This is a genomic window from Chryseobacterium sp. R2A-55, assembly GCF_021401085.1.
Classification (GTDB): domain Bacteria; phylum Bacteroidota; class Bacteroidia; order Flavobacteriales; family Weeksellaceae; genus Kaistella.
The window spans coordinates 118318-143792 of sequence record NZ_JACBFP010000002.1; the positions used below are offsets into that span (position 1 = coordinate 118318).

The window sequence follows — 25475 nt, forward strand, 5'->3', positions numbered from 1 at the left end:
TTTTTTATATTTTATTGATGATCTGCTGTGCAGAAATTTCGTTTAGGCATGCCCAATCACCGCGGTAACATTCCTTGTCGCCAAAAACCGAACATGGTCTGCAAGTCAAATCTTTGATCTGAACCACATCTTTCTCACTTTGCCCATAACCGAGAAATCCAGCGAAAGGATGAGTGGAACCCCAAATTGAAACGCATCTGGTCCCCGCCAAACTCGCCAAATGCATGTTAGCGGAATCCATGGAAATCATCAGATCAAGCTCAGAAATTTTTTCCAATTCTTTATTCAGAGTAAGTTTTCCGGCAAGATTTTCGGAATTTGGGATTTGGAGCTGCCAACTGTTTAAGGCTTCCACTTCCTTTTTTCCACCCCCAAAAAAATAAATTTTATGGTTCTTTGAAAGGATTTTGGCAACTTCAAAAGTTTTTTCAATAGGCAGCATTTTTCCCTGATGTTGGGCAAAAGGTGCAATCCCAATTCCCGATTTCTGAATTTTTTTTGGCTTTAACTGATGTGAAAGTTCAACCTTGAATCCCATCTCTCGAAAAACCTCTGCATAGCGTTCAGTGGTAGGTTTCAGTTTCACTTTGTCGAGATTCCAGATATCGGTCAATTTTTCTTTTTCATTTTTGCCTTTATTGATTTTGAAGACCTTTTTTCCTTCTAACTTAAAAATCCGATCCAGAATTTTTGCCCGAATGACATCATGCAAATCCGCAACATAGTCAAACTGAAATTCCTTCTGCAACTCCTTTGAAAGTTTCCACATTCCGAAAATCCCTTTATAATCCTCCAAATCCACACCTTTGAAAATCAAATTGGGAATTCCTTCAAACAGATCCTGAAAGTTTTTTCGGGAAACCATGATGATCTGCACTTGCGGATTCTGGTTTAGAAATTCGGTAATCACGGGAACCGTCATTGCCACATCGCCGAAAGCGGAAAACCGATATGCCAAAATCTGTGTCATTTCTTTAGCTGGAATGCTACTGCGTAAAATTTGATTTGTTTGGTCATCGCCATCAAACCGTTTGCTCTGGATGGCGAAAGAAACTCCTGCAAACCAATATCCTCTATGAATTTAAAGTCGGAATCCAGAATTTCGTCGGTAGAATGTCCACTGTAAACCGATATCAAAAGCGAGACGATTCCTTTCGGCAAGATCCCGTCGGAATCGGCATTGAAAAACAATTTTCCGTCTTTGAAATCGGCATCAATCCAAACCTGCGATTGGCAACCTTTGATCAGGTTTTCCGGCGTCTTTTTTTCTTCCGGAAGTCCCTTCAGTTCTTTCCCCAAATCGATAATGTATTCGTACTTCTGCTCCCAATCCTCCAGAAAGGCAAATTCGTCAACAAGCTGCTGTTGTTTTTCTTTGATGGTCATGTTGCAAAGATAAGGAAATTTGGAGGTTTGAACCCTGAAGAAATGAGAACCTTCATTGGGTTATTTTCTTGAAAAGCGAAATGATTTTCGGTTCCTCCTTTTCCCAGCAGAGTTCCTCGGATGCTTTGTTTAAAGCATCTTCGTAGAATTTTTTGCCATTTTCCAAAACGATATTGATCTTCTCGACAAGTTCATCATGATGGTTGATTTTTTCGCCCACCTGAAACCGGTCGACAATTTTTCCCATCTGTGGGAAATTGGAAACCACTACCGGAACTCTGGACTGGATGTAATCCGAAACCTTATTCGGCATAGAATAAAAGTAGCTGAGTCCGTTGTTTTCTTCAATGCTTAAACCCACATCTGCCTTTTTTGTGATTTCACGAAGTTTTTCCGGTAAGAGCTTGCCCATGAATTTTACCTTTTCTTCCAGTCCTAAAGATTTACTTAAAGCCAAATATTCGTCTTTTCTGGGTCCATCTCCACAGATCCAAAATTCAGCATGCTCCATATCCATCATTGCCGGAATCATTTTGTCCAAACCTCGTGAAGGATTGATAACTCCTTGATAAAGAATGATTTTCTTCTGATTGATCTCGGAATAATTCTGCGGATTTTCAATTCCAGCCGGGAAATTCTGAACTACAGTGGGTCTTTTGATTCCGTACTTTCTTTCAAACCAATCGGCATAACTTTCACTGGCGGTCATCATGAAATCAAGCTTTGGAAGGATGGTTTGTTCCAATGTCCGCCAAATTCTCTGGGTGAAACGCCCATTAATTGCGGGCATTTCTGTGAAAATCTCATGGCTGTCAAAAACCAGTGGAATCCCTAATCTTTTAGAAACCAGATAATTTGCCAGAAGGGTATCCAAATCATTTGAGAGAAGGATTGTATTTTGATCCGCTTTCTGTAAAAGGATTTTGTGAAGTTTCCAGTTAAACTCAGGATAGGCGAGCTTTAATGATTGTGATTTTAGCGGAATTCTGGAGAAATGGTAAGGTCGCGTCATTTCGGGGAGTCCTCCCCAGTTGTTTCCGATCAGTTCAATCTCATAACCGTTTTCGGATAAAGTTCTGCAAACCTTTTCTACACGCTGGTCTGTAAAGAGATTATTGAAAACGCTTACCAAAACTTTCATTGTTGAAATTTAATGAAAAAAAATGAAATGAATATCAATGCAGCTCTCTACGGTCCTGTAAGGAAAAGTGATGACTTATTTAGAAACTGAGAATTCTTTCAATTCAATTATTCTGATTTTTCCTTCGCCAAATGAAAGACCTGAATCCCGCACAAAATAGCATTCGGAATGATAATTGGCCAAAGATAATTGCTGTAAATCCCATATAGGACAAACAGCATACAACCAACGAGATTCACAATTCTAATTTTTCGGAGATCTTTCAATATGAAACTCAACACCACGAAAAACGATGCGCCATAACCTACAAAATTGGTAATTTCCGGACTCATAATATCTAAAATTTTGGGGTGACAAACCTAGTCATTTCCAGTGAAATGAGAAAATATTTTCTGCCATAAAGTCATTATTTATTTTTGGTAAAGTATTTGTAACTTTGAGATAGACTTAAAGATTATTTTTTATCTTTAATAATTAGATTGAGACGATTATATTATGGATCATAAATTTTCCAGCGGTTTGGACCAAGTGTTCAAACTAAGCAAAAACGAGGCAAGACGTTTGCAGAGCGAGTTTCTGAATACGGAACACTTCCTTTTAGGAATTATCAAAACAGAAAATTCCGCGAAAGATATCTTGCAAAATTTTGGGGCGGATTTGACACAGATTAGAAGAAAAATAGAAACGATGGCCATTGCAAGCCTAAATCCTTTTTCCGTGGACAATGACAAAATTTCGTTCACCAAAATGGCGGATCAGGCGGTGAAGCGTTCAGAATTGGAATGCAGGCAATACCAGGGAACCGAAATCAATACGGTGCATCTTCTTCTAGGAATCCTGTACAAATCTGAAGACCCCACTACCAATATTTTAAGCTCTTATGATATCGACTATGAAAGAGTTTCCAGAGAATATCAAACGATGCTTAAAAACTCCGGGCAGAATCCGAAAATGAGTGCCTATGACGACGATGAAGAAAGAGAAGAATTCGGGCAAATGCGTAAACCAACCGGAAATATCGGTTCGGGAAAAAGCAAGACCCCGACTTTAGATAACTTCGGACGTGATCTTACTTCGCTCGCCAGAGACGGAAAACTTGATCCGGTAATCGGGCGTGAAAAGGAAATTGAGCGGGTTTCCCAAATTTTATCCCGAAGAAAAAAGAATAATCCACTTCTGATTGGTGAACCGGGAGTTGGTAAATCCGCTATTGCAGAAGGTTTGGCGTTAAGGATTCAGCAGAAAAAAGTTTCCCGCGTTCTTTTTGGAAAACGGGTGATTACGCTAGATTTGGCAAGTTTGGTGGCCGGAACAAAATACCGTGGCCAGTTCGAGGAAAGAATGAAAGCCATCATGACAGAATTGGAGAAAAACCGTGACGTGATCCTTTTCATCGACGAGTTACACACCATTGTCGGCGCAGGAAGTTCTACCGGTAGTTTAGATGCTTCCAATATGTTCAAACCAGCTTTGGCGAGAGGTGAAATCCAATGCATCGGTGCAACTACTTTAGATGAATACAGACAGTATATAGAAAAAGACGGTGCACTGGAAAGACGTTTCCAAAAAGTAATGGTGGAACCGACCACTATTGAGGAAACCGTGCAGATTTTAAATCAAATCAAAGACAAATACGAAGATCATCATAATGTGATTTACACGGACGAAGCGATTAATGCCTGTGTGAATTTGACCGCGAGATATATTACTGACCGATTTTTGCCGGATAAGGCGATTGATGCTTTGGATGAAGCCGGTTCCAGAGTTTATATCAAAAACATGAAAGTTCCTACCGTCATCATCGATCATGAAAAAAAGATCGAGGAAATTAAAGAACAGAAACAGAAAGCAGTAAAAGCACAGGATTATCTGGAGGCCCGTAAACTGAAAGATGAAGAGGAAAGATTGCAGATTGAACTGAATTTGGCTCAGGAAGAATGGGACAAAAACGTGAAAGAGAAAAAAGAAGTGGTCACCGAAGAAAATGTGGCAGAAGTGGTTTCCATGATGAGTGGAATCCCAGTAACAAAAGTCGGTAAAAACGAACTAGACAAACTGGCGCAAATGGACGAAATGCTGAACGGAAAAGTAATCGGACAGGAAGAAGCAGTGAAAAAAGTAGTAAAAGCCATCCAGAGAAACCGAGCCGGATTGAAAGACCCGAACCGACCAATCGGAACGTTTATTTTCCTTGGAACAACGGGTGTGGGAAAAACCGAACTGGCAAAAGTAATGGCGAGAGAACTTTTTGATTCCGATGACGCTTTAATCCGAATCGACATGAGCGAATACATGGAGAAATTCGCAGTTTCCAGACTGGTGGGAGCGCCTCCAGGATATGTGGGTTATGAAGAAGGCGGTCAACTGACGGAAGCTGTTCGCAGAAAACCTTATGCAGTAGTACTTTTAGACGAGATTGAAAAAGCACATCCCGATGTTTTCAATATCCTGTTGCAGATTTTGGATGAAGGATTTGTGACCGATTCTTTGGGAAGAAAAATCGACTTTAGAAATACGATTGTGATTCTTACTTCCAATATCGGAACCAGAGATTTGAAGGATTTCGGTGATGGGGTTGGATTTGGCACTTCTGCCAAGAAATCCACTTCTGATGCAAGAGCCAGAAGCACGATTGAAAACGCATTGAAAAAAGCATTCGCTCCTGAATTCCTGAACAGAATCGACGATATCGTGATTTTCAACAATTTGGAAAAAGAACATATTTCCAGAATCATCGATTTGGAACTGAACAAACTGTACAAACGTCTCGAAAAACTGAACTACAAAGTTGAGTTAACCGACGATGCAAAAGCATTTATCGCAGAGAAAGGTTGGGACAAAGATTTTGGAGCAAGACCTTTGAAACGTGCCATCCAAAAATATATCGAAGATTTACTGGCAGAAATGTTGGTGAACAAGCAGATTTCAGAAGGAGAAACCATCGTCCTGAAACTGAACGACACCAAGGACGCGCTAGAAGGAGAAGGCGTGAAAGAGAAGGAAACCGCGAAATAACCGTCGGGTACAAATAGAAAAACACCTTGTCAAATTTGGCAAGGTGTTTTGATTTGGTTTAAAGTGCTTTCTTAAGATTCCAAAATCTCAACCATTTCCTAAATTACTTAATCTCCACACAACCCACTCTTCCACCGGCATTTCCGGTCGGTTGGGTATGGAAATCATCTTCTTTGGCATGGATGATTAAAGTCTTACCGATGATGTTTTTGGATTCATCTTGGCAGCCGATGCACCATTTGTCAGTTTTGAAAATTTTCCTTGCGGTTCCATCTTTATCTGCATTAATATTTCCGATATCACCCATGTGAAATTCGCCTTGATCCCATCTTCCGTGTTGATGGGCGGTTGGATTCCAGTGACCACCTGCGGAACTTCCGTCCGCTGCAGAGCAGTCTCCTTTTTCGTGGATGTGGACCGCATGAATTCCCGGGGTTAATTTATAGACGTTCAAATCCATTTTCACCATTTTTCCTGTTTGTACAAACTTCACAGTTCCCTGTGTGTCGGTTCCGCTTTTTGCTTGGATGGCATAATTTTTTGTCGTAGTGCAGGATACAGCCAAAACTGAGCTGAATGCAAGCAAAGATAATTGAGTGGCGTTCATCGTATTATTTTTTTAATGTTTATAAAGTTTCCAATTTACGGAATGTTTCACAAAATAACCCTTCAGGAATCATTTTCGACGATTCAGAAAAAATTACTTTTACAAAAAAATAAATGCCGGTACTTTTGAACCGTAAATTTCAAATCCCATGAAAACCAAAAGCATCAAAAATCTTACCATCCTACTTTTCACCACATTAAGTTTTATTCTTAATGCCCAAATTACTATTTCCGGAAAAGTGAACTTTAAAAATAAAGGAGTAAAAGATATTTCCGTTACTTTAAAAGACACCTATGACGGCGCCACAACAGATGACAAGGGAAACTATTCCTTTCAAACCGCTGAAAAAGGAAATCACACCCTCATATTTTCAAACCCTAAATTTGAAGAGGTTGAAAAAGCCATTACGATTGGTGATGTTTCATTGGTTATCAATTCAGACCTGAAAGAACAGATTTCCGAAATTGCGGCAGTTACGATTACCGCGGGTTCCATAGAAGCAAGCGATAAAAAAAGGGCGACCGCATTGCTCTCTCCCATTGATATTTATACCACGGCGGGAGCAGACGGACAAATTTCAGCGGCGCTAAACTATCTTCCGGGCGTGCAAAAAGTAGGCGAAAGCGAAGGACTTTTCGTTCGCGGTGGAACCGGTGCAGAAACCAAGATCTTCATGGATGGAAGTTTAATCAATAATTATTTTTCTAATTCAGTGCCGGGAATTGCGGGTAGAGACCGTTTCAATACCTCCTTGTTCAAGGGAAATATCTTTTCCAGTGGCGGTTATTCCGCGATTTATGGACAAGCGCTTTCTGGGGTTTTGATTTTGGAAAGCGTGGATTTGCCCTCCACTACTTCTTACGATTTTGGCATTTCACCGCTTTTTGCAAGTGGAAGTTATCAGAAACTTTCCGATCGCAAAACTTATTCTTTCGGAACGAGTTTAAGTTACTTCAACCTAGATTTGGTACATAAGATGCTCAAGTACAATACCGACTTCACCAAACCCGCTCAGGGATTTGGCGGCGATGCCAATTTCAGGATAAAGACCAAATCAGGTGGAATGCTGAAGTATTATGGAAATTTTGACACCAATCAAATGGCAGTAAAATCACCCAGTCTGGAACCGGAATATGATCAAACCAAAGTTGATTTAAATGCCGCAAATATGTATCACAACCTTTCATTCAGACAAAAAATCGGCGCATATTTGCTGAGCGTCGGGACATCCTATTCATTAAACGACACCCAACTAAATTTTTCCACTTTTAAAAACGATGCAGAAACGCCACAAACGGATTTTAACAATAAGGGAAATTATTTCAATTTCAAAACGGTTTTGGAACGAAAAATCAACAGAATCAGTGCGGTTCGAGGTGGCATGGAATTCAATAACACGCACGAAACCAATAATTTAGACAAAAACTACACCGATTTGATTTCTTCGGGATTTGCAGAAACTGATTTGGGCTTCAGCAATAATCTTTCGGCAAAAATTGGTTTCAGGGCAGAAAACTCTTCCTATTTAAATAAAACCAATTTCGCTCCAAGATTTGCTTTGGCTTACCGGCTTGCAAAGGATTGGACCTCCTCTTTGGCGTACGGAATTTTCTACCAAAATCCTGAAAGTAAATACTTAAACTCCGATGTGCCCTTAACTTTCCAAAAAGCGGAACATTATATTTTGCAAATTCAAAAAACTTCGGAAGGTAGAAGTTTCCGGTTGGAGGCATTTTATAAAGATTATGAAAAACTGACCAAAACCATTGGAAATCAATATGTTCAAACCGCCATTAACAATGATGGAAACGGAAATGCAAAAGGCGCTGAAATTTTCTGGCGCGATAAAAAAACTTTCAAAAATATTGATTACTGGATTTCTTATTCATTTTTGGACACCAAAAGGGATTTCATGAATTATCCGATTTCGCTCATCCCGAGTTTTGCCGCAAAACATACGCTGTCCGTGGTGGCTAAAAAATTCGTGACTGACTGGAAAACAGGTTTCAACGTTTCCTACACTTATGCTTCCGGAAGACCATATTACGATATCGTTTCTCAAAACGGAACCAACATTCTTCGGCATGAAGGAACTGTGAAAGATTACAGCGGACTGAATTTCAGTGTGAATTACCTGCCGAATTTGGGCAAAAAAGATTCAAAAGCATTTACAGTATTGGTTTTAAGCATCTCCAATATCTTAGGAAGTAAAAATGTATATGGTTACAATTTTTCGAATGACGGATTAAGAAGTTCGGCGGTGGTTCCCCCAGTGAATACCTTTGTGTTCGTAGGTGCTTTCATCAGTTTCGGGGTGGATAAAACGAATGACGCGATTAATAATAATCTTTAAAAACACCAAGTACGAAATTAGAAGCACCAAAATGCAGTTCAGCAACTCATTCCAACCTTTCGGCAAAAAATAATTTTAAGCAGAAAATTTTTGAAATACCTTTGATTCATCACAACAAAAACAATTTAATTCAAATAAAATGAAAAAACTATTCCTCGCAATTGTGCTATTCACAGGAGTTACCGCATTTGCACAAACCGCCTACGAAAAGGCGATGACAGAAAAAGTAGCCAAAGTGGAAAACCACCTTTCTGCAGACGATTTCACAGCACTTTCCAATGATTTTATCAGAATCGGCGACAAGGAAAAAACACAGTGGCTTCCTTATTATTACGCCGCATTTGCCACCATCCAAAAAGGAAGAATCGCTATGCGTGAAGGAAATACCGCAGATTTAGACCCCATTGCAGACCAAGCCCAGAAATTCTTGGACAAAGCATCCGAAATCAGCAAGGACAATGCTGAAATCCTGATTCTGCAAAAAATGGTTCACGGTTTGAAAATGATGGTGAATCCACAACAACGGTTTATGAGTGAAGGAATGTTGGCTGCCGAAGCACTGAGCAAGGCAGAAAAACTAGATCCCGAAAACCCACGAATCACTTTGATGAAGGCGGAAGACACGTATTTTACACCCGAACAATTCGGCGGAAGCAAAACCAGAGGTTTGGATCTGTTCCAAAAATCTTTAGACCAGTTTAAAGTTTACCCCATCAAAACAAGGCTTGACCCCAATTGGGGAAAAGCGGAAGCGGATTATTTTCTGGCAAATAAACCGTAACAGCAATTTGACAAAGAGAAAATCTCCTGAAAATTCCGGGAGATTTTTTTTGTGTCTGTTCCCCGCAGCTTTTTAGGGATCACGCAAATAATTCTGAACAGCAATAATTTGCGGTATTGGCACAATCAGCGAGACAAAAAAAATTACAATCCATACACAATCCCCACCTGCGGAATAAATCCACCGCCGAAAACTGATTTGTCCTTGTTGTAAAGCACATTATACATTCCGCCGATTTGAATGTAAGTCCGGTCGCCTAACCGCTGCATGTAACCACCACCGAGATAAAGTGCTGCTTCATTTCCGGAGTACTTCTGATCCGTGACTTTATTGGTTTGGTTGATGAAATATTCCTGAAACATTCCACCCAAAAAGAAAGTTCTGGAAAAATAGTAGTTCACAAAAGGACCCACACCAATCATCGTGGAGGAATAATAGGAAGAATTGCTCCAGGAGAAGTTCCCAGCAACTCCGGTTTCGAAATTTTCTGAAACCATATAGCCTACTCTCGGAGTGATGTAAACCGTGGTTCCACTGCCACCGCTTCCAACCGAACCCCCTAAACCGGCATATCCTCCGAAAGTCCATTTTGAATCCTCATTTCCGATTTTAGTTGAACCACCGATTTGCGCATTCAAAATAAATCCTAAAACCAACAGCGAAAATAAAAGTATTTTTTTCATAATTATTGCCATTAAACAAATTTATATGACCCAAATTTATACCATTTTTCCTAAGATACAAGACAGAATGAATAAGCGCCAGGTAAAAAGTTTTGATCCAGAAAGAGTGGTGAAGAAAATGGAGAAAGTAATTATTCGTAAATTTGCACCGCAAAACTTTCCCTTGACGAAAGCGTAGCATTTTTATGAAAATAGTAGTAGGACTTTCCGGCGGTGTCGATTCTTCTGTGGCAGCTTATCTTTTACAACAGCAAGGACATGAGGTGATTGCACTTTTCATGCGGAACTGGAACGATGCATCTGTCACCTTGGAGGATGAATGTCCGTGGATCGAGGACAGCAACGATGCTTTGATGGTGGCCCAGAAATTGGGAATTCCATTTCAGGTCATCGACATGAGCGAACTCTACAAGGAAAAAATTGTGGATTATATGTTCGCCGAGTACGAAAAAGGAAGAACTCCTAATCCCGACGTTTTGTGTAACCGCGAAGTAAAATTCGATGTTTTTTTGAAAACCGCACTGTCTTTGGGTGCAGATAAAGTGGCAACCGGTCATTACGCAAGAGTTGCTTCCACCTTTGACGAAAATGGCAAAGAGGTTTTCCATTTGCTGGCCGGAAAAGACAACAATAAAGATCAGTCGTATTTTTTGTGTCAACTGGATCAGGAGCAGCTTTCGAAAGCATTGTTCCCGATTGGCGAACTGACGAAACCTGAAGTTCGCGAAATCGCAAAAGAAATCGGTTTGGTAACGGCGGAGAAAAAAGATTCGCAGGGTTTGTGCTTCATCGGAAAAGTGAGTTTGCCCACATTTCTTCAGCAACAGCTGCAACCAAAAGAAGGCGAAATTGTAGAGATTTTTGATGATTTTTTTGAATTTCACCAAGAAAAACCTCAATTTTCATCAAAATTGGAAGAATTGCAGTTTCTTTCAAAAAAGATTGAATATCGAAAAACAGACGGAAAAGTAATCGGAAAACATCAGGGTGCGCACTATTTCACAATCGGTCAAAGCAAAGGTTTGGGAATTGGCGGACACAAAGAATCGTGCTTTATCATTCATCGTGATATGCAAAACAATCTGCTTTTCGTGGGCGAAGGAAAAAATTTCCCGGGTCTTTTCCGCAAAGCATTAAAGATCGAAAACACTGAGGTTCACTGGGTTCGTGAAGATCTACGCTTAAAAAATGGCGAATCCCTAAAAGTAAAGGCCAGAATCCGATATCGGCAACCCCTTGAAAATGCAACACTTTTCCAATTTGAAGAAGCATTTTTCATGGAATTTGAAAATCCACAATCGGCAATTGCTGAAGGACAGTTTGCCGCTTGGTATTTGGAGGATGAATTGTTAGGAAGCGGCGTGATTTCTTAAAAGATTTTAGACCGAAGTAGGGAAATCTATATTTAATGATTTTTGCTGCCTGCCGAAATTAAATTTGCTCCAGATATTAGATAATCTCCAAATATTCGCTGCAATTACCGACTCAACCAATCCTTGAAATCCTTTACCCGATCTCGGCTTACCGTGATTTCTTCCTCTGGTTGAAAATCGAGTTCAACTTTAAAAAATGGGGAGGTGTGGATATTTTTGATATGATCTGAATTGATGATAAACTGTCGGTTTACACGGAAAAATTTCTTATCATCCAAAACTTCCTGTAAATCATCCAGGGTGAAATCGGTGGGGAAAGGTCGTTCTTTTGTTTGGAGATAAACAATTTTGTTCTCGCTGAAAAAACAGGAAACCTCATCGGTCTGAACAATCTTCAAGTTATATCCGATTTTCACTAAAATCCTCGAAAGCCGCTGTCTTTCATTCTTAATTAATTCCTTGACTTGATGTGAGTTATGGGAGGATTCTATAGGCAAGAAACTTTTGTATTTATTAATGGCATTTTCCAAATCTTCTTCCATGATGGGCTTTAACAGATAATCTATAGAATTCAGTTTGAATGCCTTCAAGGTATATTGGTCAAAAGCGGTGGTGTAAATAATGAAGCTTTTGGTGGGAACTTTTTCAAAAATATCAAAAGACAGTCCGTCTCCCAAAACAATGTCGGAAAAAATCAGATCCGGATGCTGATTTTCCGCAAACCAGGCAATTCCTTCTTCCACTGAATTAACTGTTTTAACCAACTCTAAATCAGTGAATAAACCCAATAATCTCTCGAGTTTTCTTGCGGCGGGTTTTTCGTCTTCAATGATAACGGTGCGGATCATGGTTTTTTAAATGATATTGATTGTTTAAGAAATTTCAAGTAATCTAATGCGGCACTGAAATTAGCGATTCTTCTCCATAAACTGCCTAATTTTTCTTTCTTCCCAGTCTTTTCCGAAAATAAAATTCGGTAGAAAAACAGACAGCGCATGTGCAAGCAGACCTATGCCCCAAATTAAAGGGGTGAGAAAACTCCAATATGCAATCTCTGATTTTTTGGTGACGTTCAAGCCAAACAGAAGCAGGTTCACCATGGTGAAAACGGCAACATGGATATAGAATCCTTTCATTTCTTTTACCCGTTTTTTTGCCCTTTGATATTTGAGGTTATCTTCCATTTTTGTCCTTTTTGAATTTCAGGGTGAGTTTATCAATCATTGTTTCCTCCCATTTTCTAAAATTAGGCAAAAACAGGTAAATCCCGTACATCAGCAAAATAATCAATTGTGATGTCAGCAGGATATTGCGGATGTCTATACTTAATCCTTCCGTGATAAATCCAACTTTAAGGTCGTAAAAGTCAATAAATAAAAAAGCCCCCAAAACGACCAGATACAGGATGCTAAAATAGACGAAAGCGATCCTTTCTTTGATTTTTCTCTTTGCTTCTCTGTATTGAATGTTATTTTCCATTATCCGTCTCATTAATTTTTTTCATTAATTCATCCATCTTATTTTCCTCCCACTTTCGGAAGAAAAACACACTGACCAAATGAATGATGATCACCAATCCCCACAAAATCGCAGTGGAATAAGTCATCAAATCCGTGAAACCCAATTTTTTACTGTTCGCAAAAATGATTGCAGGGTTGATCACCAGGTAAACCGCCAAATGAATATAAAATCCCTTCAGTTGCTTCAATCTCCTTTGAGCACGAAGATACTTAAGGTTTTCGCTAGAATTTTCCATCTCAGAGTTATTTCCAGTGGGTTGCATTATTCTCTTTTTCCATCAGTTTCCGGATCTGCTTTTCTTCCCAGTTATTGCCAATTCCAAACGTTTTAATTGCATGAGAAATCACACCGATTCCCCATCCAAACATCGGCCAGAACGCCCACCAATAACTGGGTGAAGTTTTCCAGTTGATCAGGAACAAGAACGGGATAAAAATACAGTACGAGATCAGATTTCCGTAGAATCCTTTGAGTTCTTCCACTCTTTTTGCGGCTTTTTCATAGGCAGCCATTTCGACGGAGTTTGAGGTTTTCATTTCGGTGATTTTTTCAGTTAAAATAGGAATTTTTACTTTGAAATGGTCATCGGATTTTTCAATAAAAACATTCCTTTTGGTCATTAAAGAATAGCGCTGGACGATATTTGAAAGTCCGATTCCGGCACTTTCCTTCACCTGTTCTCTTGCCTGAAGGTTATTTTCGATAATGAGGTTTCCACTCTGTGAAAAAATCCTGATGCTTAACGGTTTTGCGGAAGTGGCATAATTGTGCTTGATACTGTTTTCCAAAAGCAGTTGCAGCGAAAGTGGAACCACGAAACTTTTCTTGACCTCATCCTTCACCTCAAACTTAAAACTCACGCTGTCTTCAAATCTGGTTTTCAGCAAATCGCAGTAGGTTTTCGCAAAATCGAGCTCCTCTTCAACCGTAACCAAATCCTTATCTTTTTGCTCCAAAACATATCTGTAAATTTTTGACATGGAGGAGGTAAACCTTTGCGCCTGATTTGGATTTTCATCAATCAAAGAACTCAAAACATTCAGCGAATTAAAAAGAAAATGCGGATCAAGCTGGTTTTTTAAAGATTCAAACTGTGCATTCGCGGATTTGGCGATGAGTTTCTGTTCCACCACTTCCTTTCGGGAGGCCTTCTTCCATTCGTTCATAAAACTTCTTGCATGTAGGAAAGTTGAAATCAGCAAGGCAATATTGATAATCAGCCAGTTGACAAATCCTATCGATCCTTTGAAAAAACCAGACGGTGACCGTCCCTGGATCAGAATAAAATTGATGTAATTACAAAACAAGACCAGCACCACATTCACCAGCAAAATAGCGATCACTCCTAAGATAGTCCGTGTTCTCGTTTGGTCGATCCATGAATATTTCTTGCTTAGAAATCTGTTTACCAAACCATTTCCCCCGCCGATCAGGAAACTGTAAAGTGATGCAACCAGGAAACTGATCGCCAGATTTTGCGGTGTTTTCTCATCTGTAAAAAACAGAAAGAAAAACAATCCGGTTACCCCGGAAATCCAAAGCAGCGTGATGATTTCTTTTCTTGACATTTTCTAAAATTATGAAATTTTAAAATTCCAACAGGAATTATTTTTCCAGATACTGTTGAATTTTTCTTTCTTCCCAACCTTTACCAAAAACCCAATCTGCCCCGAAAACGGTAAGTCCATGTGCGAGCAGTCCAATTCCCCAGAAAAAGGCGGTGGAGTAAGTATCCATCACAACCAGATTTTTTTCATTTTTGTACATTCCACCCAAAATAATAAACAAATTTACACAGACGTAAACGGTTGCATGAATGTAGAACCCTTTGATTCTTCTTTCTTTTTTCAGCGCTTCCCGGGATTTTGGGTTTTCAGTGGTTTTGGAGTAGGTTTCCATGTTTTAAGTCTTAGAATTAAACTTCCGTTTGACTGTACGAAGATAGACCGACAGAAATATGTTACAAATAATTTCTAACCGAAAGGTGGATTTTGGAAGCTGAAAGGGAATTTTTCAGAAAAGAACCGCAGAAAAACAAAAAAATCCCACATTTCTGTGAGATTTTCTTTTGAAAGTGGGTCCTGAGGGATTCGAACCCCCGACCCTCTGGGTGTAAACCAGATGCTCTGAACCAACTGAGCTAAGAACCCTTTCCGTTTTTGGTTCGGCAAATATACAAGGTTTTTTTATTTTGACAAATTTTTTTCTAAAAATTCTCCCACTACAAAGTTGCTTCCGCCGATAAAAATCATTTCGCCTTTTTTAAGGTGTTGTTTTGCAGAAAGATAAGCACTTTGCACCTCGTCAAATATTTTGTAATTAATTTTCGATTTTCGCAGCATATCTTCATAATCTAAGGGATGCCTACCTCGGTTAATCGCCGGTTTCGCAAAGTAATAAGTGGAATTTCCGGGAAGTATCCGCAAAACCTCATCGATTTTTTTATCGTTGACAAACCCTAAAACGATATGTTTGTGTTTTGGTATCTCATTTAGTTGAGCAAAAACCATCTCCAAACCCGCCTGATTGTGAGCGGTATCGCAAATGATGAGCGGATCTTTTGAAAATTCAAACCAACGACCTATGAAGTTGGTGTTTTCACGCACATGCAGCAAACCGTTTTTGAGATTTTCATCGGAGATTTTCAAACCCTGTTTTTTTAATTCTTCAACCAAAGCTAAAACTACACGGATATTGTTTTTCTGGTAATTTCCCTTCAAATCACTCTTTAAATCAGTCTTAATTAAAGTAGCGTCAATGAGTCCCGTATTTTTGTTTCTTGCGGTCTCCGAAATAATATTTTTTACAGTTTCATTCTGGTCACCGAAAATAATCGGGACATTTTCCTTGATGATTCCCGCCTTTTCTGCTGCGATTTCTTCAATGGTATTCCCTAAAATATTCTGATGATCAAGCTGAACATTGGTAATGGCGGAAACCATTGGATGGATGATATTGGTAGAATCCAGTCTTCCTCCCAAACCTACTTCTATGATGGCGTAATCCACATTCTGTTGGCAAAAAAATTCAAACGCCATAATCGTTGTAAATTCGAAAAAAGAAGGACGGATATCTTCCGGAAGATTTTTTAGTTTTTGAATAAAATCATAGACAAATTCATTGTCGCAATTTTGGCCATTTATCTTGATTCTTTCTGTAAAGTCAATTAAATGGGGCGAATTGTATAACCCAATTTTATAGCCAGATTCCTGCAAAATCGAAGCAAGCATGTTACTTGTGGAACCTTTCCCATTAGTTCCGCCAATGTGGATGCTTTTGATTTGGTCTTGTGGATTTCCAAAGTAAGCACAAAGTTTCTTGATATTGTCAAGTCCCGGCTTGTATGCTTTTTGCCCATCAATTTGGTAATTGGGCATCTGCGTGAAAAGCCATTCGATGGATTCTTGGTATTGCTCAGTGGTCATTTTAAAAAGTAATCCTGTAAGTTCCAGTGGAAGCGGTATTTGCCTTTTCAGCTTTCACGTACCGTTTCACCCAATCCACGGAGGTATTCACTACACACTGATCTGAAACCCCGCTCGAACGTCTTGCGGAAATCACATTTCCTGCTTTATCGACGGTGTAAGCAATATTGATGGTTCCGCTGGCAGAACAGTTGTGCGAAGGTTGTGCTCCGCCTCTTCCCATGGTTCCGGGAATAAATCCAATGAGTTTTCGATCCACCCCGATTTTGCTGTCGCCATTTCCGTCTCCGCCAAGAGGATCACCCGTATTTCCTGTTGTACCATCTGTTCCCTGAGTTCCGGATTTGGTTCCCCGACCTTTGATTAGGTTTCCGATTGCGGCAGTTCCCTTTCCGTCACCAGTTACGGCATTAGCATTTGCAGTAGTAGCTTTTGTTCCAGACTTTTTGGTGGAAGCTGATGGAGTGTTTGCAGATTTCGCAACTGCTTTGGTCTCCGTGGATTTTTCCATTTTCGGAGCAGAAATTTTGGGGTTGTTTCCGGTTAATATTTTTTCATTGACCGGTTTTGCAGGTTCTGCAACAACTTCTAATCTGCTATTCGGAGACTCTTCCGAAGTGGGTTCAGTAGAGGTGATTTCACTTTGTGCAGCCACACTTCCGTCTTGGGAAGCGGGTTCTTCTTCGCCGTTTCCATTTCGGTTGTCGCCGAAGTTGATCAGCATGGTGGTAACTACTTCTTTCTTTTCGGGAATATGTTGCGTAATGGTATAGGTAAACACAAAAAAGAGTATGAGCGCCCAAATAACTCCTGTGATTATAGCACTTTTCAGCCGATCCTTGCTGTCATCTTTATCGTAATAGTTGTAACTGGTCATTCCTTTTTATTCTTCCCGGGAGGTGGCAATTGCTATATTTAGCTTATGTTTTTCCGCAATTTCCATCACAAACACCACGTCCTTGTGAAGCGAATTTTTATCGGCACGAATAGTAAATGATTGGGCTTTAATATTTTGCATCTTCTTCACCACAAATGATTCCAAATCTTCTTTTTTCACGGGTTGATCATCTACAAAATAAGTACCATCTTCTTTAATGGTCACCACCAGTTCATTGGGAATATTTGGGTTTTCCACGTCGCCTTTTGGCAATTTCACGTCGATTGCGCTTTGATTCGCCACAGAAGAGGTCACCATAAAAAAGATGAGCAACAAGAGAATCACGTCCACCATTGCGGCAAGACTGAAATCAGGGTTTGCTTTATTTCTTCTTTTAAAATTCATTTTTAGGCGGGCTTATTGATAATGTCTAAGAAATCTGTGGAAAGGTGCTGGATTTTCAGGACGAACTTATCGATTTTGGTCAAGAGCAGGTTATAAAAAAAGTTCGAAGGAATCGCCACCGCCAAACCGGTCGCAGTTTGTCCTAATGCTGTGTAAATCCCTTCTGATAAGGTTTTCGGTGAAAATGAACCTTCTGCATTAGACATGGCGAAGAAAGTCATGATGATTCCGATTACCGTCCCTAAAAGTCCCAACATTGGTGCCAAACTGGGAACTGAAGCCAGTAAGTTTAGATTTTTTTCCAGTTTGGAAACTTCAATTTGTCCTTGGCTTTCCATGGCGCTCACGATATCTGAAATCGGTCTTCCGATTCTGGTAATTCCTTTTTCCAAAATTCTGGCTTCTGGCGTATTCAGTCTTTCGCAATAATCGATTGCAGCCTGGATTCTTCCCTCCTGAAGCATGTCTTCAATATTGTTCATCAAATTGATGTCATTGATCTTAAGCATCCGATTGATGTAAAAAAGTCTTTCGAAAAAGATATATAAAGCAAAAACACCTAAAGCGAGAACGGTGATCATCACCACATTGGCAAAAAGGTTTCCATGAAACATGATCTTCCAGAAAGAAAAAACGGTTTCCTGTGTTTGAGGATTCATGGGTTGAACGGCGGTTTGTAAAAACATTTAAAATTATTTTTTATTAAAAACTAACGGAATAACCGGCTTAATATTGCAAAACCTTACTTCTAAAGGCAGTTGATGAAGTGGCTTTAAAGCCCAACGCGGAAATTTTTTTCAGCATCATGCGACTGCTATCACTAAAAATGGTCTTAATGAAAGGAATCTTCGGAAAAAAGTGCTGATCCAGATGTGACCAACTAGTCCTCTTCTACCACAATTTCATCTTGTTTGAAATTGCATTTTAACTTAAAAGGAATGGGCTCATCTGAACCCGTGTAGAAATCGTCTATATTCCCTTTCCAAGAGAGCTGAAGTTCGCCATCACTATCTTTTTCAAAGGAAAGCTCGCTGTCATAAAGATAAGCGTCTTCATCATCAAAAAGATCTACATCAGTGTAGATTTCTTCATCAGAATCATGGATGGTAAAGGTTTTCCCGGCAATTTCTGAATCATCGATCGGGAAATCAAAAACATTAAGCGAAAGCTGTGGGAAATTGTACTGAAGAGAGTCGTCATCCACATGATCCAGCGAATCGTCTGTAATGATCTCCACTTCAAGAAAATGTTCCTTATTGATATAAACCGCTTTGCAGTAAGTGCTTTTGATATTGTATTTAAGGGTTTCTTCGGGGTGATAGATTTTTAAAATCCCTTTCATTTTTAGAGAAAAAATTTGTTTTATTTAATTGATCATTACACCTGTCAAGCAAAGATAGAAAATTGGTTGGTTGTACAAAAGATTTTTTTGGTCTGAAATTCGAGTTGCGGGATCCGGGTTCCATGGTGAAAGGTTTTAGGTTTAATCGGCATTATCTTTTCTTATATTCCCTTTTTCTCGGACCCATTCCGGATCAATAAGTTCAAAACAAATTTTTAAACATATAAAACACTGTAATTCAATCATTTCACTTCCAGCAAGATCAATAGAAAATCTGGTTTTTTGAAACCGAAACCCGAACTTCGTGCCATGTAGTCCGTAACCAGAATCGCATAACTCGTATCCCGCATCCCGAAACTTTTCCTAATTTAGCGTTTCAAATATTTAAAATGAAAAAACTCCTTTTAAAAAGTATTCCACTTTTAGTGCTCGTTTTAATGGTGGTAAGTTGCAAAAAGTCCGATACTCCATTAGCGGAAACCAAGCCGCTTCAGCTGGATTCGATCGCAGCGAATTATTATGAGCAATACCTGAAACTTTATCCGCTTGAAGCAACAGCGCAAGGAGATTTGCGCTACAACGACCAGTTGCCGATCAATATCGACAAAGATTTCATTTCCGGTGAAATCTCATTCTATAACTCGGTTCAAAATCAGTTAAAAAAAATAGAATATACCCAACTAAGTGATGACCAGAAAACGGTTTACGATGTTTTAGACTATACTTTAAAAGACAAAATTGAACGGTACGCTTATCATCCGGAATATATTCCTTTTACCCAATTTGGCGGATTACCGCTGGATTTTCCGTTACTTGGAAGCGGTGAGGGAAGCCAACCTTTTAAAACAGAAAAGGATTATGATGATTGGCTAAAAAGAGTTGAAAAATTCCCGATCTGGATGGATTCCGCCATTGAAAACTTCCGTGCCGGAATGAAGGCCAATTATGTTTTACCGAAAAAACTGGTGGCAAAAATGATCGTGCAGATGAAAGCTGATGAAATCACCACTTCCGACTTTGACAAAAATATTTTTTTCGGACCCGTCAAACATTTTCCGAAAAGCTTCACGGCGCAGCAAAAAGATAAATTTTCCGTTTTGTTCAAGGATATGATTGCCAAGAAAATCATTCCGAGTTATCAAAAAATGGGCGATTTCCTGGAAACCGAATACTTGCCGAAAGCTCGTGATACTGATGGAATTAACGCGTTGCCAAAAGGAAATGAAATCTATGCTTACTACGTGAAAAGTTGGACCACCACGGGAAAAACCCCTGATGAAATCAACCAGATCGGTTTGGAGCAAGTCGCGATGTTGAGAAACGAAATGGAAAAAGTGAAACAGCAAGTAGGGTTCCACGGAACCTTGGAACAATTCATCAACCATCTAAAACAAGACCCGAAAGCGATGCCATACAAAACCAACAAAGAAGTTCTGGATGCTTTCAATGCAGTATTGGCGAAAATTACACCGAAATTGAAATCGATGTTTTCCGTCACCCCGAAAACACCCTTTGAGATCAGACAAACCGAAAAGTTCAGAGAAGCTACCGCAAGTGCGGAATACATCCAGGGAACTCCCGATGGAAAAAGACCAGGGATTTTTTACATTCCACTTCCGGATCCAAAAAAATTTAACGTAACTTCCGGAATGGAATCGCTCTTTCTGCATGAGGCAATTCCGGGACATCACTACCAGATTTCTCTGCAGCAGGAAAACACCAAGCTCCCGAAATTTATGCGTTTCGGCTGGTTCGGAGCTTATGGTGAAGGTTGGGCGCATTATTGCGAAACTTTGGGACCAGAATTCGGACTTTATACGGATCCTTACCAAAAAATGGGCTATTTGAGTGACCAAATGTTGCGTGCGGTCCGATTGGTAGTAGATACTGGAATCCACACTGGAAAAATGACCCGCGAAGAAGCCACAAAATATTTTCTGAGCAATATTGCCTATGACGAAGCGGCCGCAACTGCCGAAGTAGAGCGGTATATGGCGATGCCGGGACAAGCTTTAGGCTACAAAATAGGTTCACTGAAAATCAGTGAATTGCGGTACAAATACCAACAACAACTCGGCTCCAAGTTCAGTTTGGCCAAGTTTCATGACGAAGTTCTGAACCAAGGATGTCTCCCATTGGATGTTTTGGACAGAAAAATGGAGAATTGGGCGAAAAAACAGTAAATAGCTAAATGGCTTATCCATAAAATTCCATCACGAAAAAATTACTTTTCTGTCGTGATGGATTTTTTTTTGAAATATTTTTCCAGCTGATCGTTGGTGTAAGATTTCGGTTCGCCTAGTGCTGATAATTCGTCAAAATAAAGAACTTTTGGAACAACTGAAATTTTTGGTACAACCACAGAATCTTTTGAACTTGACTGAATCCGAAAAATCCGGTCATTAACTTGGTCCTCAAATTTTGCCAAATCGGTTTTAGCCAAATCATTCCCAATATCATACAGATTGAAATTAAAGTCAAAATGGGAATATTGATCCGGGAAAATATGAATTCTTGGTACCAACAAAACCAAAGCGGAGATCCACCAAAATTTCTTAAAATCTACATGAAAGGAAACTACCAAAACGGAAGACAAAACAAAATAATAAATCATTATATTTTCAAACTGTCTTCCAATTCCATTCATAAGGAAAGCAAGGAAAACTATTGGCACAAAGGAGATTCCCCACAATAATATCAAATTTTTCCGGCAGGAATTCGCGATAATTTCCTTGAGTTCCTTTTCAAAAACCTTGACAAATAGTGGTAAAATCAAAATGGATTTTAAAGTTAAATGAAAAAGATCGACCGCAAAAAAAACAAATCTTTTCAGCCATAAAATAAATAAAGGATCAGTGTTTTCCGCCATTCTTCCAAAATTTCCCGGTGCCAGAAAACTGATCAAAATACAGATGGTGGACACTACCAAAAAAAGAAGATTGGTCTTGGTTTTTCTAAAATGGAAATTCGCCATGAGTAATCCTTCTAAAATCAGTGCGATAATTTCGTTATTTCCAATCGCTAAAACAATCAGGATCAAAGAGATATATAGCCAAACTTTTTCCCTGCCATCATGAAGTTTCTTTAAACAAAAAAGTAAAAAACCGGCAAAAATTACAGGCAAAAAATAAACAGTGGAGCCTGTAATCCAGAAATAATGTTCTGAAATATTGAGCAACAATACTGTATAAAAGAAGAAAAACAAAAACGCCTTCTTCACAGAATCCGAAAGCGAATACTTAAAAAACTCCCGAAAATTCAATGCAACCACTGCGATAAATGAAACCATCAGCAGCATTGGATAAACTTTCGGGAGCATATTTTGTGTATCAATCGCGACAGGATTAAGCAGGTTTAAGGAATAGCCGAAATATCTTCCGCCCCAATGAAGATAAAGATCAGCGACCGCACCTAAGAAACCAAATTTCCTGGTAAAAAACGAAAAAATATAATCGTCGGTTTGGTACACATTAAAAAATGAAAAATATCCAAAAACGACGAAAATCGTAATCGCCAAAGCAAGAAAAATCCTATCGAAAACCTTCATTCTAAGTGAGCATTCCGCCATCCACATTCAGAACTTGTCCGGTAATATATGCGGACATTTCAGAACCTAGGAAAACACAGGCATTTGCAACATCTTCAGGTGTTCCGCCACGTTTCAAAGGAATCGCTTCTTTCCAACCTTGAACGGTTTTTTCATCCAGAGCGGCTGTCATTTCCGTTTCAATAAAACCTGGTGCAATTGCATTGCATCGTATATTTCTCGAACCCAATTCCAACGCAATTGATTTTGAAAACCCGATTACACCGGCTTTTGACGCGGCATAATTCGCCTGACCTGCATTTCCTTTCACTCCAACCACGGAAGTCATATTGATAATGGAACCCGATTTGGCCTTCATCATCGGTTTAATCACGGCTTTCGTGAGGTTAAACACCGAATCCAGATTCACTTTGATGATGGTGTCCCAATCTTCTTTGGACATTCTGAGCATCAAATTATCGCGGGTAATTCCGGCATTGTTGATGAGAATGTCAATCTGCCCGAATTCCGCCATCACTTCATCCACCAGTTTTTGGGCTGCATCAAAATCCGACGCATCCGATTGGTAACTTCTCACGGTAGTTATTTTGGAAAGTTCTTCTTCCAATGCTTTTGCCTTATCCACGGAACCTGCGTAGGTGAATGCAACCTTAGCTCCTTCTCTTGCAAAAACCTCTGCAATACCTTTTCCGATTCCTCTTGTTGCACCTGTGATGAGGGCAACTTTTCCTTGTAATAATCCCATATTTTGTTTATTAATTCTTGTATTTGTTTTTTGATAAGGGTTTTTCTTCCTCATCAGTTTTAGCTTCAGCATTATTAATCACCAACACGATCTCGCCCTTCAAAGTCTTGCTTTTAGAAAACTCAATCAACTCGCCGATCGTTCCACGTTTGGTTTCTTCAAATTTTTTGGAGATTTCTCTGCTCAAGCTGATTTTGGTTTCACCGCCGAAAAACTCTTTGATCTGTTCTAAAGTCGTATTAATTTTATGTGGACTTTCGTACAACACAATGGTTTTCTTTTCCGCGGCCAATTGTTTCAATTTCGTTTGCCTGCCTTTTTTCGTTGGCAAAAAACCCGCAAAATAAAAATCGTGGTTCGGCAAACCGGAAACCACTAAAGCAGGAACAAAAGCCGTTGCTCCCGGCAAACAAATCATTTCGATTTTTTCATCGGCGCACGCTTTTGCCAAAAGATATCCGGGATCCGAAATTCCGGGTGTTCCAGCATCGGTGATGATGGCGATATTTTGCCCGTTTTTTAAATCCTCGATCACTTTTTGCGTACTGTGATGTTCATTATGTAAGTGATACGATTTCAGCGGTTTAGATATTTCATAATGCTTCAGCAAAACGCCTGAAGTTCTTGTGTCTTCACATAAAATATACTCCACTTCCTTCAAAACTTTGATTGCCCTGAAAGTCATATCTTCCAGATTTCCTATTGGTGTCGGCACGAAAAATAAAGTTCCGTTCATTTTTTTGAACCACAAAAATCACAACAGACATCGATCAAATCCATCTATTCTAAAGCTCAGATAAGACATAAGCTTAATGGTACTTTCAAGATTCAACCATCATCCTTCAAAAAACTTTTGTGACTTACGTGGTGAATAGTATTTGTTGTAAAAATATCACAGTTTTTCAAATAAATCTCTACAAAATTCCTCCAAACTCGGATCTCTCGCTCCCATTAAAAGCAGAACGGTTCCTTCAGTCAGTTCAGGACGAAGTTCTTCTAACAGATCATTTCGGTTTTCCACAAAGAAAGCTTTTTTTCCTTTCGCAGAAATATCCTTTACCAGATCGTTTGCAGAAATATCTTTCTCGGCGGTTCCTCCGGCGTAGAAAATTTCGCTCATCCAAATTTCGTCATTTGGTCGCAATGCATGCGAGATTTCTTCTACAAAATCGTTTCTCAAAAACTTCGTCGGTTTGTATCCGTGTGGTTGAAACCAGGCGATCAGCTTTTTCGCCAATGGTTGACAAGCTTTTATCGAAGCTGCACATTTCGCCGGATTGTGCGCATAATCGTCGATGACCCAAATTCCGTTTTTCTGTCCGAGAATTTGATGGCGACGGTAAATCCCATTATAATGTTCCAGACTGTCCGCACAAATTTCCAGATCAATTCCAATTTGATTGGCAACCGCAATTGCAGCAGCTGCATTTTCGGCGGAATGCCTTCCGATGGAGTTCATATTCACCGCTTGACCAAGAACCCGGAACGACAGATAAAAACCATTCTGGTTAAAATCGGTCACGCTGTATCGTGCATGTTCATCTTCAAAACCAAAATCCTGATCAGGATCTGCAGACAACATTTTAGCCAATGTATTTGACTGATTGACAATGAATAAACCCTTGGTTTTATTTTTAAAAATGGTAAATAAATCTATCAGTTCTTCAATTTCCTGATGATCTTTGTCGATATTTAACAGCAATCCGATTTCCGGTTCGTATTGCACCACGGAACCGTCACTTTCATCCGCTTCTATGATGAGCCAATCTCCTTTTCCTATCGCAGCATTTCCGATCTTTCCTTCTTTGATAATGGAAGTGAGACCTGCCCCGGAAATAATGCTCGGTTCATAACCTGCATCCAGCAAAATTTGGTACAGCATCGCCGAAGTGGTTGATTTACCGGAAGTTCCGGCAACTGCGATGGTTTTTTTGCTTTTCGCGATGACGGACAAAAGTTCGCTTCGTCTGATAATAGGAATTCCCAGCTCCTTGGCTTTCTGAACTTCAAAGACAGTATCTTCAATCGCTGTGGAAACTACTATTAAATCTGTATTTTCGTCAATTCCACTTCCATCCTGAAGAAAGCATTTGATTCCTTCTGCTTCGAGCTGTTCTCTGGTTTTGTTGTATTCGTTCGGGTGAAAATAGCGGTCACTGCCGGAAACATTTTTCCCGATTCCCTTTAAGTATTGCGCAATTGCGCTCATTCCAACTCCGGCAACTCCGATGAAGAAAGGGTTCTGGAACTGATTGATATTGTTGATCATGAATT

General features: G+C 39.6%; 26 protein-coding genes and 1 tRNA gene. 5 read left to right on the plus strand and 22 right to left on the minus strand.

Translation table 11 applies throughout. The features are described 5' to 3' along the window. Positions 1-4: 4 nt before the first annotated feature. From L0951_RS03335 to L0951_RS03350, 4 genes are all read right to left on the minus strand, one after another. The gene (locus tag L0951_RS03335; protein WP_234109449.1) at positions 5-970 is read right to left on the minus strand and encodes a glycosyltransferase family 9 protein; all 966 of its coding nucleotides are present in this window, start codon (positions 968-970) and stop codon (positions 5-7) included. Beyond that, complete coding sequence (locus tag L0951_RS03340) at positions 967-1386, minus strand: SufE family protein (RefSeq protein WP_234109450.1); 420 nt, start codon at positions 1384-1386, stop codon at positions 967-969. Before L0951_RS03340 ends, L0951_RS03335 begins: the two co-directional genes overlap by 4 nt. 52 nt (positions 1387-1438) lie before the next feature. Then, a complete protein-coding gene (locus L0951_RS03345; protein ID WP_234109451.1) occupies positions 1439-2527 on the minus strand; it encodes a glycosyltransferase family 4 protein in 1089 nt (362 codons plus the stop codon). Positions 2528-2634: 107 nt separating this feature from the next. Further along, positions 2635-2859 carry a uroporphyrinogen decarboxylase gene (locus tag L0951_RS03350; RefSeq protein ID WP_234109452.1) on the minus strand — a complete coding sequence of 75 codons (225 nt, stop codon included), beginning with the start codon at positions 2857-2859 and terminating at the stop codon, positions 2635-2637. A gap of 163 nt (positions 2860-3022) precedes the next feature. Here L0951_RS03350 and L0951_RS03355 point away from each other — a divergent pair, with 163 nt between their 5' ends. Further along, complete coding sequence (locus L0951_RS03355) at positions 3023-5542, plus strand: ATP-dependent Clp protease ATP-binding subunit (RefSeq protein WP_234109453.1); 2520 nt, start codon at positions 3023-3025, stop codon at positions 5540-5542. A gap of 103 nt (positions 5543-5645) precedes the next feature. On the opposite strand, the gene L0951_RS03360 is transcribed toward L0951_RS03355, so the two are convergent. Beyond that, positions 5646-6149 (minus strand): superoxide dismutase family protein, encoded by a 504-nt coding sequence (locus L0951_RS03360; RefSeq protein ID WP_234109454.1) that lies wholly within the window; start codon positions 6147-6149, stop codon positions 5646-5648. Between the two features lie 148 nt (positions 6150-6297). Here L0951_RS03360 and L0951_RS03365 point away from each other — a divergent pair, with 148 nt between their 5' ends. Continuing rightward, positions 6298-8502, plus strand: coding sequence for a TonB-dependent receptor (locus tag L0951_RS03365; RefSeq protein WP_234109455.1), 2205 nt, complete (start codon positions 6298-6300; stop codon positions 8500-8502). A gap of 139 nt (positions 8503-8641) precedes the next feature. After that, positions 8642-9283 carry a hypothetical protein gene (locus L0951_RS03370; RefSeq protein WP_234109456.1) on the plus strand — a complete coding sequence of 214 codons (642 nt, stop codon included), beginning with the start codon at positions 8642-8644 and terminating at the stop codon, positions 9281-9283. Positions 9284-9426: 143 nt separating this feature from the next. Here the strand turns inward: L0951_RS03370 and L0951_RS03375 are convergent, their stop codons facing one another. Beyond that, positions 9427-9966, minus strand: coding sequence for a hypothetical protein (locus L0951_RS03375; RefSeq protein WP_234109457.1), 540 nt, complete (start codon positions 9964-9966; stop codon positions 9427-9429). Positions 9967-10151: 185 nt separating this feature from the next. Between L0951_RS03375 and mnmA the strand changes: the two genes are divergently transcribed. After that, positions 10152-11339 carry a tRNA 2-thiouridine(34) synthase MnmA gene (gene mnmA, locus L0951_RS03380; protein ID WP_234109458.1) on the plus strand — a complete coding sequence of 396 codons (1188 nt, stop codon included), beginning with the start codon at positions 10152-10154 and terminating at the stop codon, positions 11337-11339. 104 nt (positions 11340-11443) lie between these two features. Here the strand turns inward: mnmA and L0951_RS03385 are convergent, their stop codons facing one another. The 12 genes from L0951_RS03385 to L0951_RS03440 form a co-directional block, all read right to left on the minus strand. Next, on the minus strand, positions 11444-12187 hold the full coding sequence (locus tag L0951_RS03385; protein WP_234109459.1) for a LytR/AlgR family response regulator transcription factor: 744 nt from the start codon (positions 12185-12187) through the stop codon (positions 11444-11446). Between the two features lie 60 nt (positions 12188-12247). Then, positions 12248-12523 (minus strand): 2TM domain-containing protein, encoded by a 276-nt coding sequence (locus L0951_RS03390; RefSeq protein WP_234109460.1) that lies wholly within the window; start codon positions 12521-12523, stop codon positions 12248-12250. Continuing rightward, positions 12513-12818: a hypothetical protein gene (locus tag L0951_RS03395; RefSeq protein ID WP_234109461.1), complete on the minus strand. Its 306-nt coding sequence runs from the start codon at positions 12816-12818 to the stop codon at positions 12513-12515. Before L0951_RS03395 ends, L0951_RS03390 begins: the two co-directional genes overlap by 11 nt. Continuing rightward, the gene (locus tag L0951_RS03400; protein WP_234109462.1) at positions 12808-13095 is read right to left on the minus strand and encodes a 2TM domain-containing protein; all 288 of its coding nucleotides are present in this window, start codon (positions 13093-13095) and stop codon (positions 12808-12810) included. Before L0951_RS03400 ends, L0951_RS03395 begins: the two co-directional genes overlap by 11 nt. Positions 13096-13102: 7 nt before the next feature. After that, complete coding sequence (locus L0951_RS03405) at positions 13103-14428, minus strand: 2TM domain-containing protein (protein WP_234109463.1); 1326 nt, start codon at positions 14426-14428, stop codon at positions 13103-13105. A 37-nt stretch (positions 14429-14465) separates the two neighbouring features. Further along, entirely contained in the window at positions 14466-14759 is a 294-nt protein-coding gene (locus tag L0951_RS03410) for a 2TM domain-containing protein (protein ID WP_234109464.1), read from the minus strand. 176 nt (positions 14760-14935) lie between these two features. After that, positions 14936-15010 (minus strand) — tRNA-Val (locus L0951_RS03415). A gap of 36 nt (positions 15011-15046) precedes the next feature. After that, entirely contained in the window at positions 15047-16285 is a 1239-nt protein-coding gene (locus tag L0951_RS03420) for a bifunctional folylpolyglutamate synthase/dihydrofolate synthase (protein ID WP_234109465.1), read from the minus strand. A 1-nt stretch (position 16286) separates the two neighbouring features. Further along, positions 16287-17162: a ferric siderophore ABC transporter substrate-binding protein gene (locus L0951_RS03425; protein ID WP_234109466.1), complete on the minus strand. Its 876-nt coding sequence runs from the start codon at positions 17160-17162 to the stop codon at positions 16287-16289. Between the two features lie 6 nt (positions 17163-17168). After that, positions 17169-17567 (minus strand): ExbD/TolR family protein, encoded by a 399-nt coding sequence (locus tag L0951_RS03430; protein ID WP_234109467.1) that lies wholly within the window; start codon positions 17565-17567, stop codon positions 17169-17171. A gap of 2 nt (positions 17568-17569) precedes the next feature. Beyond that, on the minus strand, positions 17570-18253 hold the full coding sequence (locus L0951_RS03435; protein ID WP_234109468.1) for a MotA/TolQ/ExbB proton channel family protein: 684 nt from the start codon (positions 18251-18253) through the stop codon (positions 17570-17572). Between the two features lie 194 nt (positions 18254-18447). Further along, the gene (locus tag L0951_RS03440) at positions 18448-18909 is read right to left on the minus strand and encodes a hypothetical protein (protein ID WP_234109469.1); all 462 of its coding nucleotides are present in this window, start codon (positions 18907-18909) and stop codon (positions 18448-18450) included. A 389-nt stretch (positions 18910-19298) separates the two neighbouring features. Between L0951_RS03440 and L0951_RS03445 the strand changes: the two genes are divergently transcribed. Next, on the plus strand, positions 19299-21092 hold the full coding sequence (locus L0951_RS03445; RefSeq protein ID WP_234109470.1) for a DUF885 domain-containing protein: 1794 nt from the start codon (positions 19299-19301) through the stop codon (positions 21090-21092). 41 nt (positions 21093-21133) lie between these two features. Here the strand turns inward: L0951_RS03445 and L0951_RS03450 are convergent, their stop codons facing one another. The 4 genes from L0951_RS03450 to L0951_RS03465 form a co-directional block, all read right to left on the minus strand. Then, on the minus strand, positions 21134-22456 hold the full coding sequence (locus L0951_RS03450) for a DUF6056 family protein (RefSeq protein ID WP_234109471.1): 1323 nt from the start codon (positions 22454-22456) through the stop codon (positions 21134-21136). 1 nt (position 22457) lies between these two features. Continuing rightward, on the minus strand, positions 22458-23201 hold the full coding sequence (gene fabG / locus L0951_RS03455; RefSeq protein ID WP_234109472.1) for a 3-oxoacyl-[acyl-carrier-protein] reductase: 744 nt from the start codon (positions 23199-23201) through the stop codon (positions 22458-22460). Between the two features lie 10 nt (positions 23202-23211). Next, positions 23212-23937: a 16S rRNA (cytidine(1402)-2'-O)-methyltransferase gene (rsmI, locus tag L0951_RS03460; RefSeq protein ID WP_234109473.1), complete on the minus strand. Its 726-nt coding sequence runs from the start codon at positions 23935-23937 to the stop codon at positions 23212-23214. Positions 23938-24093: 156 nt separating this feature from the next. Further along, positions 24094-25470 carry a UDP-N-acetylmuramate--L-alanine ligase gene (locus L0951_RS03465; protein WP_234109474.1) on the minus strand — a complete coding sequence of 459 codons (1377 nt, stop codon included), beginning with the start codon at positions 25468-25470 and terminating at the stop codon, positions 24094-24096. Positions 25471-25475: the final 5 nt, after the last annotated feature.

Excerpts from the sequence above, each read along its gene's own strand:
- L0951_RS03335 (WP_234109449.1), bottom strand. The coding sequence starts at position 970 with ATGACACAGATTTTGGCATATCGGTTTTCCGCTTTCGGCGATGTGGCA.
- L0951_RS03340 (WP_234109450.1), bottom strand. The coding sequence starts at position 1,386 with ATGACCATCAAAGAAAAACAACAGCAGCTTGTTGACGAATTTGCCTTT.
- L0951_RS03345 (WP_234109451.1), bottom strand. The coding sequence starts at position 2,527 with ATGAAAGTTTTGGTAAGCGTTTTCAATAATCTCTTTACAGACCAGCGT.
- L0951_RS03350 (WP_234109452.1), bottom strand. The coding sequence starts at position 2,859 with ATGAGTCCGGAAATTACCAATTTTGTAGGTTATGGCGCATCGTTTTTC.
- L0951_RS03355 (WP_234109453.1), top strand. The coding sequence starts at position 3,023 with ATGGATCATAAATTTTCCAGCGGTTTGGACCAAGTGTTCAAACTAAGC.
- L0951_RS03360 (WP_234109454.1), bottom strand. The coding sequence starts at position 6,149 with ATGAACGCCACTCAATTATCTTTGCTTGCATTCAGCTCAGTTTTGGCT.
- L0951_RS03365 (WP_234109455.1), top strand. The coding sequence starts at position 6,298 with ATGAAAACCAAAAGCATCAAAAATCTTACCATCCTACTTTTCACCACA.
- L0951_RS03370 (WP_234109456.1), top strand. The coding sequence starts at position 8,642 with ATGAAAAAACTATTCCTCGCAATTGTGCTATTCACAGGAGTTACCGCA.
- L0951_RS03375 (WP_234109457.1), bottom strand. The coding sequence starts at position 9,966 with ATGAAAAAAATACTTTTATTTTCGCTGTTGGTTTTAGGATTTATTTTG.
- mnmA (WP_234109458.1), top strand. The coding sequence starts at position 10,152 with ATGAAAATAGTAGTAGGACTTTCCGGCGGTGTCGATTCTTCTGTGGCA.
- L0951_RS03385 (WP_234109459.1), bottom strand. The coding sequence starts at position 12,187 with ATGATCCGCACCGTTATCATTGAAGACGAAAAACCCGCCGCAAGAAAA.
- L0951_RS03390 (WP_234109460.1), bottom strand. The coding sequence starts at position 12,523 with ATGGAAGATAACCTCAAATATCAAAGGGCAAAAAAACGGGTAAAAGAA.
- L0951_RS03395 (WP_234109461.1), bottom strand. The coding sequence starts at position 12,818 with ATGGAAAATAACATTCAATACAGAGAAGCAAAGAGAAAAATCAAAGAA.
- L0951_RS03400 (WP_234109462.1), bottom strand. The coding sequence starts at position 13,095 with ATGGAAAATTCTAGCGAAAACCTTAAGTATCTTCGTGCTCAAAGGAGA.
- L0951_RS03405 (WP_234109463.1), bottom strand. The coding sequence starts at position 14,428 with ATGTCAAGAAAAGAAATCATCACGCTGCTTTGGATTTCCGGGGTAACC.
- L0951_RS03410 (WP_234109464.1), bottom strand. The coding sequence starts at position 14,759 with ATGGAAACCTACTCCAAAACCACTGAAAACCCAAAATCCCGGGAAGCG.
- L0951_RS03420 (WP_234109465.1), bottom strand. The coding sequence starts at position 16,285 with ATGACCACTGAGCAATACCAAGAATCCATCGAATGGCTTTTCACGCAG.
- L0951_RS03425 (WP_234109466.1), bottom strand. The coding sequence starts at position 17,162 with ATGACCAGTTACAACTATTACGATAAAGATGACAGCAAGGATCGGCTG.
- L0951_RS03430 (WP_234109467.1), bottom strand. The coding sequence starts at position 17,567 with ATGAATTTTAAAAGAAGAAATAAAGCAAACCCTGATTTCAGTCTTGCC.
- L0951_RS03435 (WP_234109468.1), bottom strand. The coding sequence starts at position 18,253 with ATGTTTTTACAAACCGCCGTTCAACCCATGAATCCTCAAACACAGGAA.
- L0951_RS03440 (WP_234109469.1), bottom strand. The coding sequence starts at position 18,909 with ATGAAAGGGATTTTAAAAATCTATCACCCCGAAGAAACCCTTAAATAC.
- L0951_RS03445 (WP_234109470.1), top strand. The coding sequence starts at position 19,299 with ATGAAAAAACTCCTTTTAAAAAGTATTCCACTTTTAGTGCTCGTTTTA.
- L0951_RS03450 (WP_234109471.1), bottom strand. The coding sequence starts at position 22,456 with ATGAAGGTTTTCGATAGGATTTTTCTTGCTTTGGCGATTACGATTTTC.
- fabG (WP_234109472.1), bottom strand. The coding sequence starts at position 23,201 with ATGGGATTATTACAAGGAAAAGTTGCCCTCATCACAGGTGCAACAAGA.
- rsmI (WP_234109473.1), bottom strand. The coding sequence starts at position 23,937 with ATGAACGGAACTTTATTTTTCGTGCCGACACCAATAGGAAATCTGGAA.
- L0951_RS03465 (WP_234109474.1), bottom strand. The coding sequence starts at position 25,470 with ATGATCAACAATATCAATCAGTTCCAGAACCCTTTCTTCATCGGAGTT.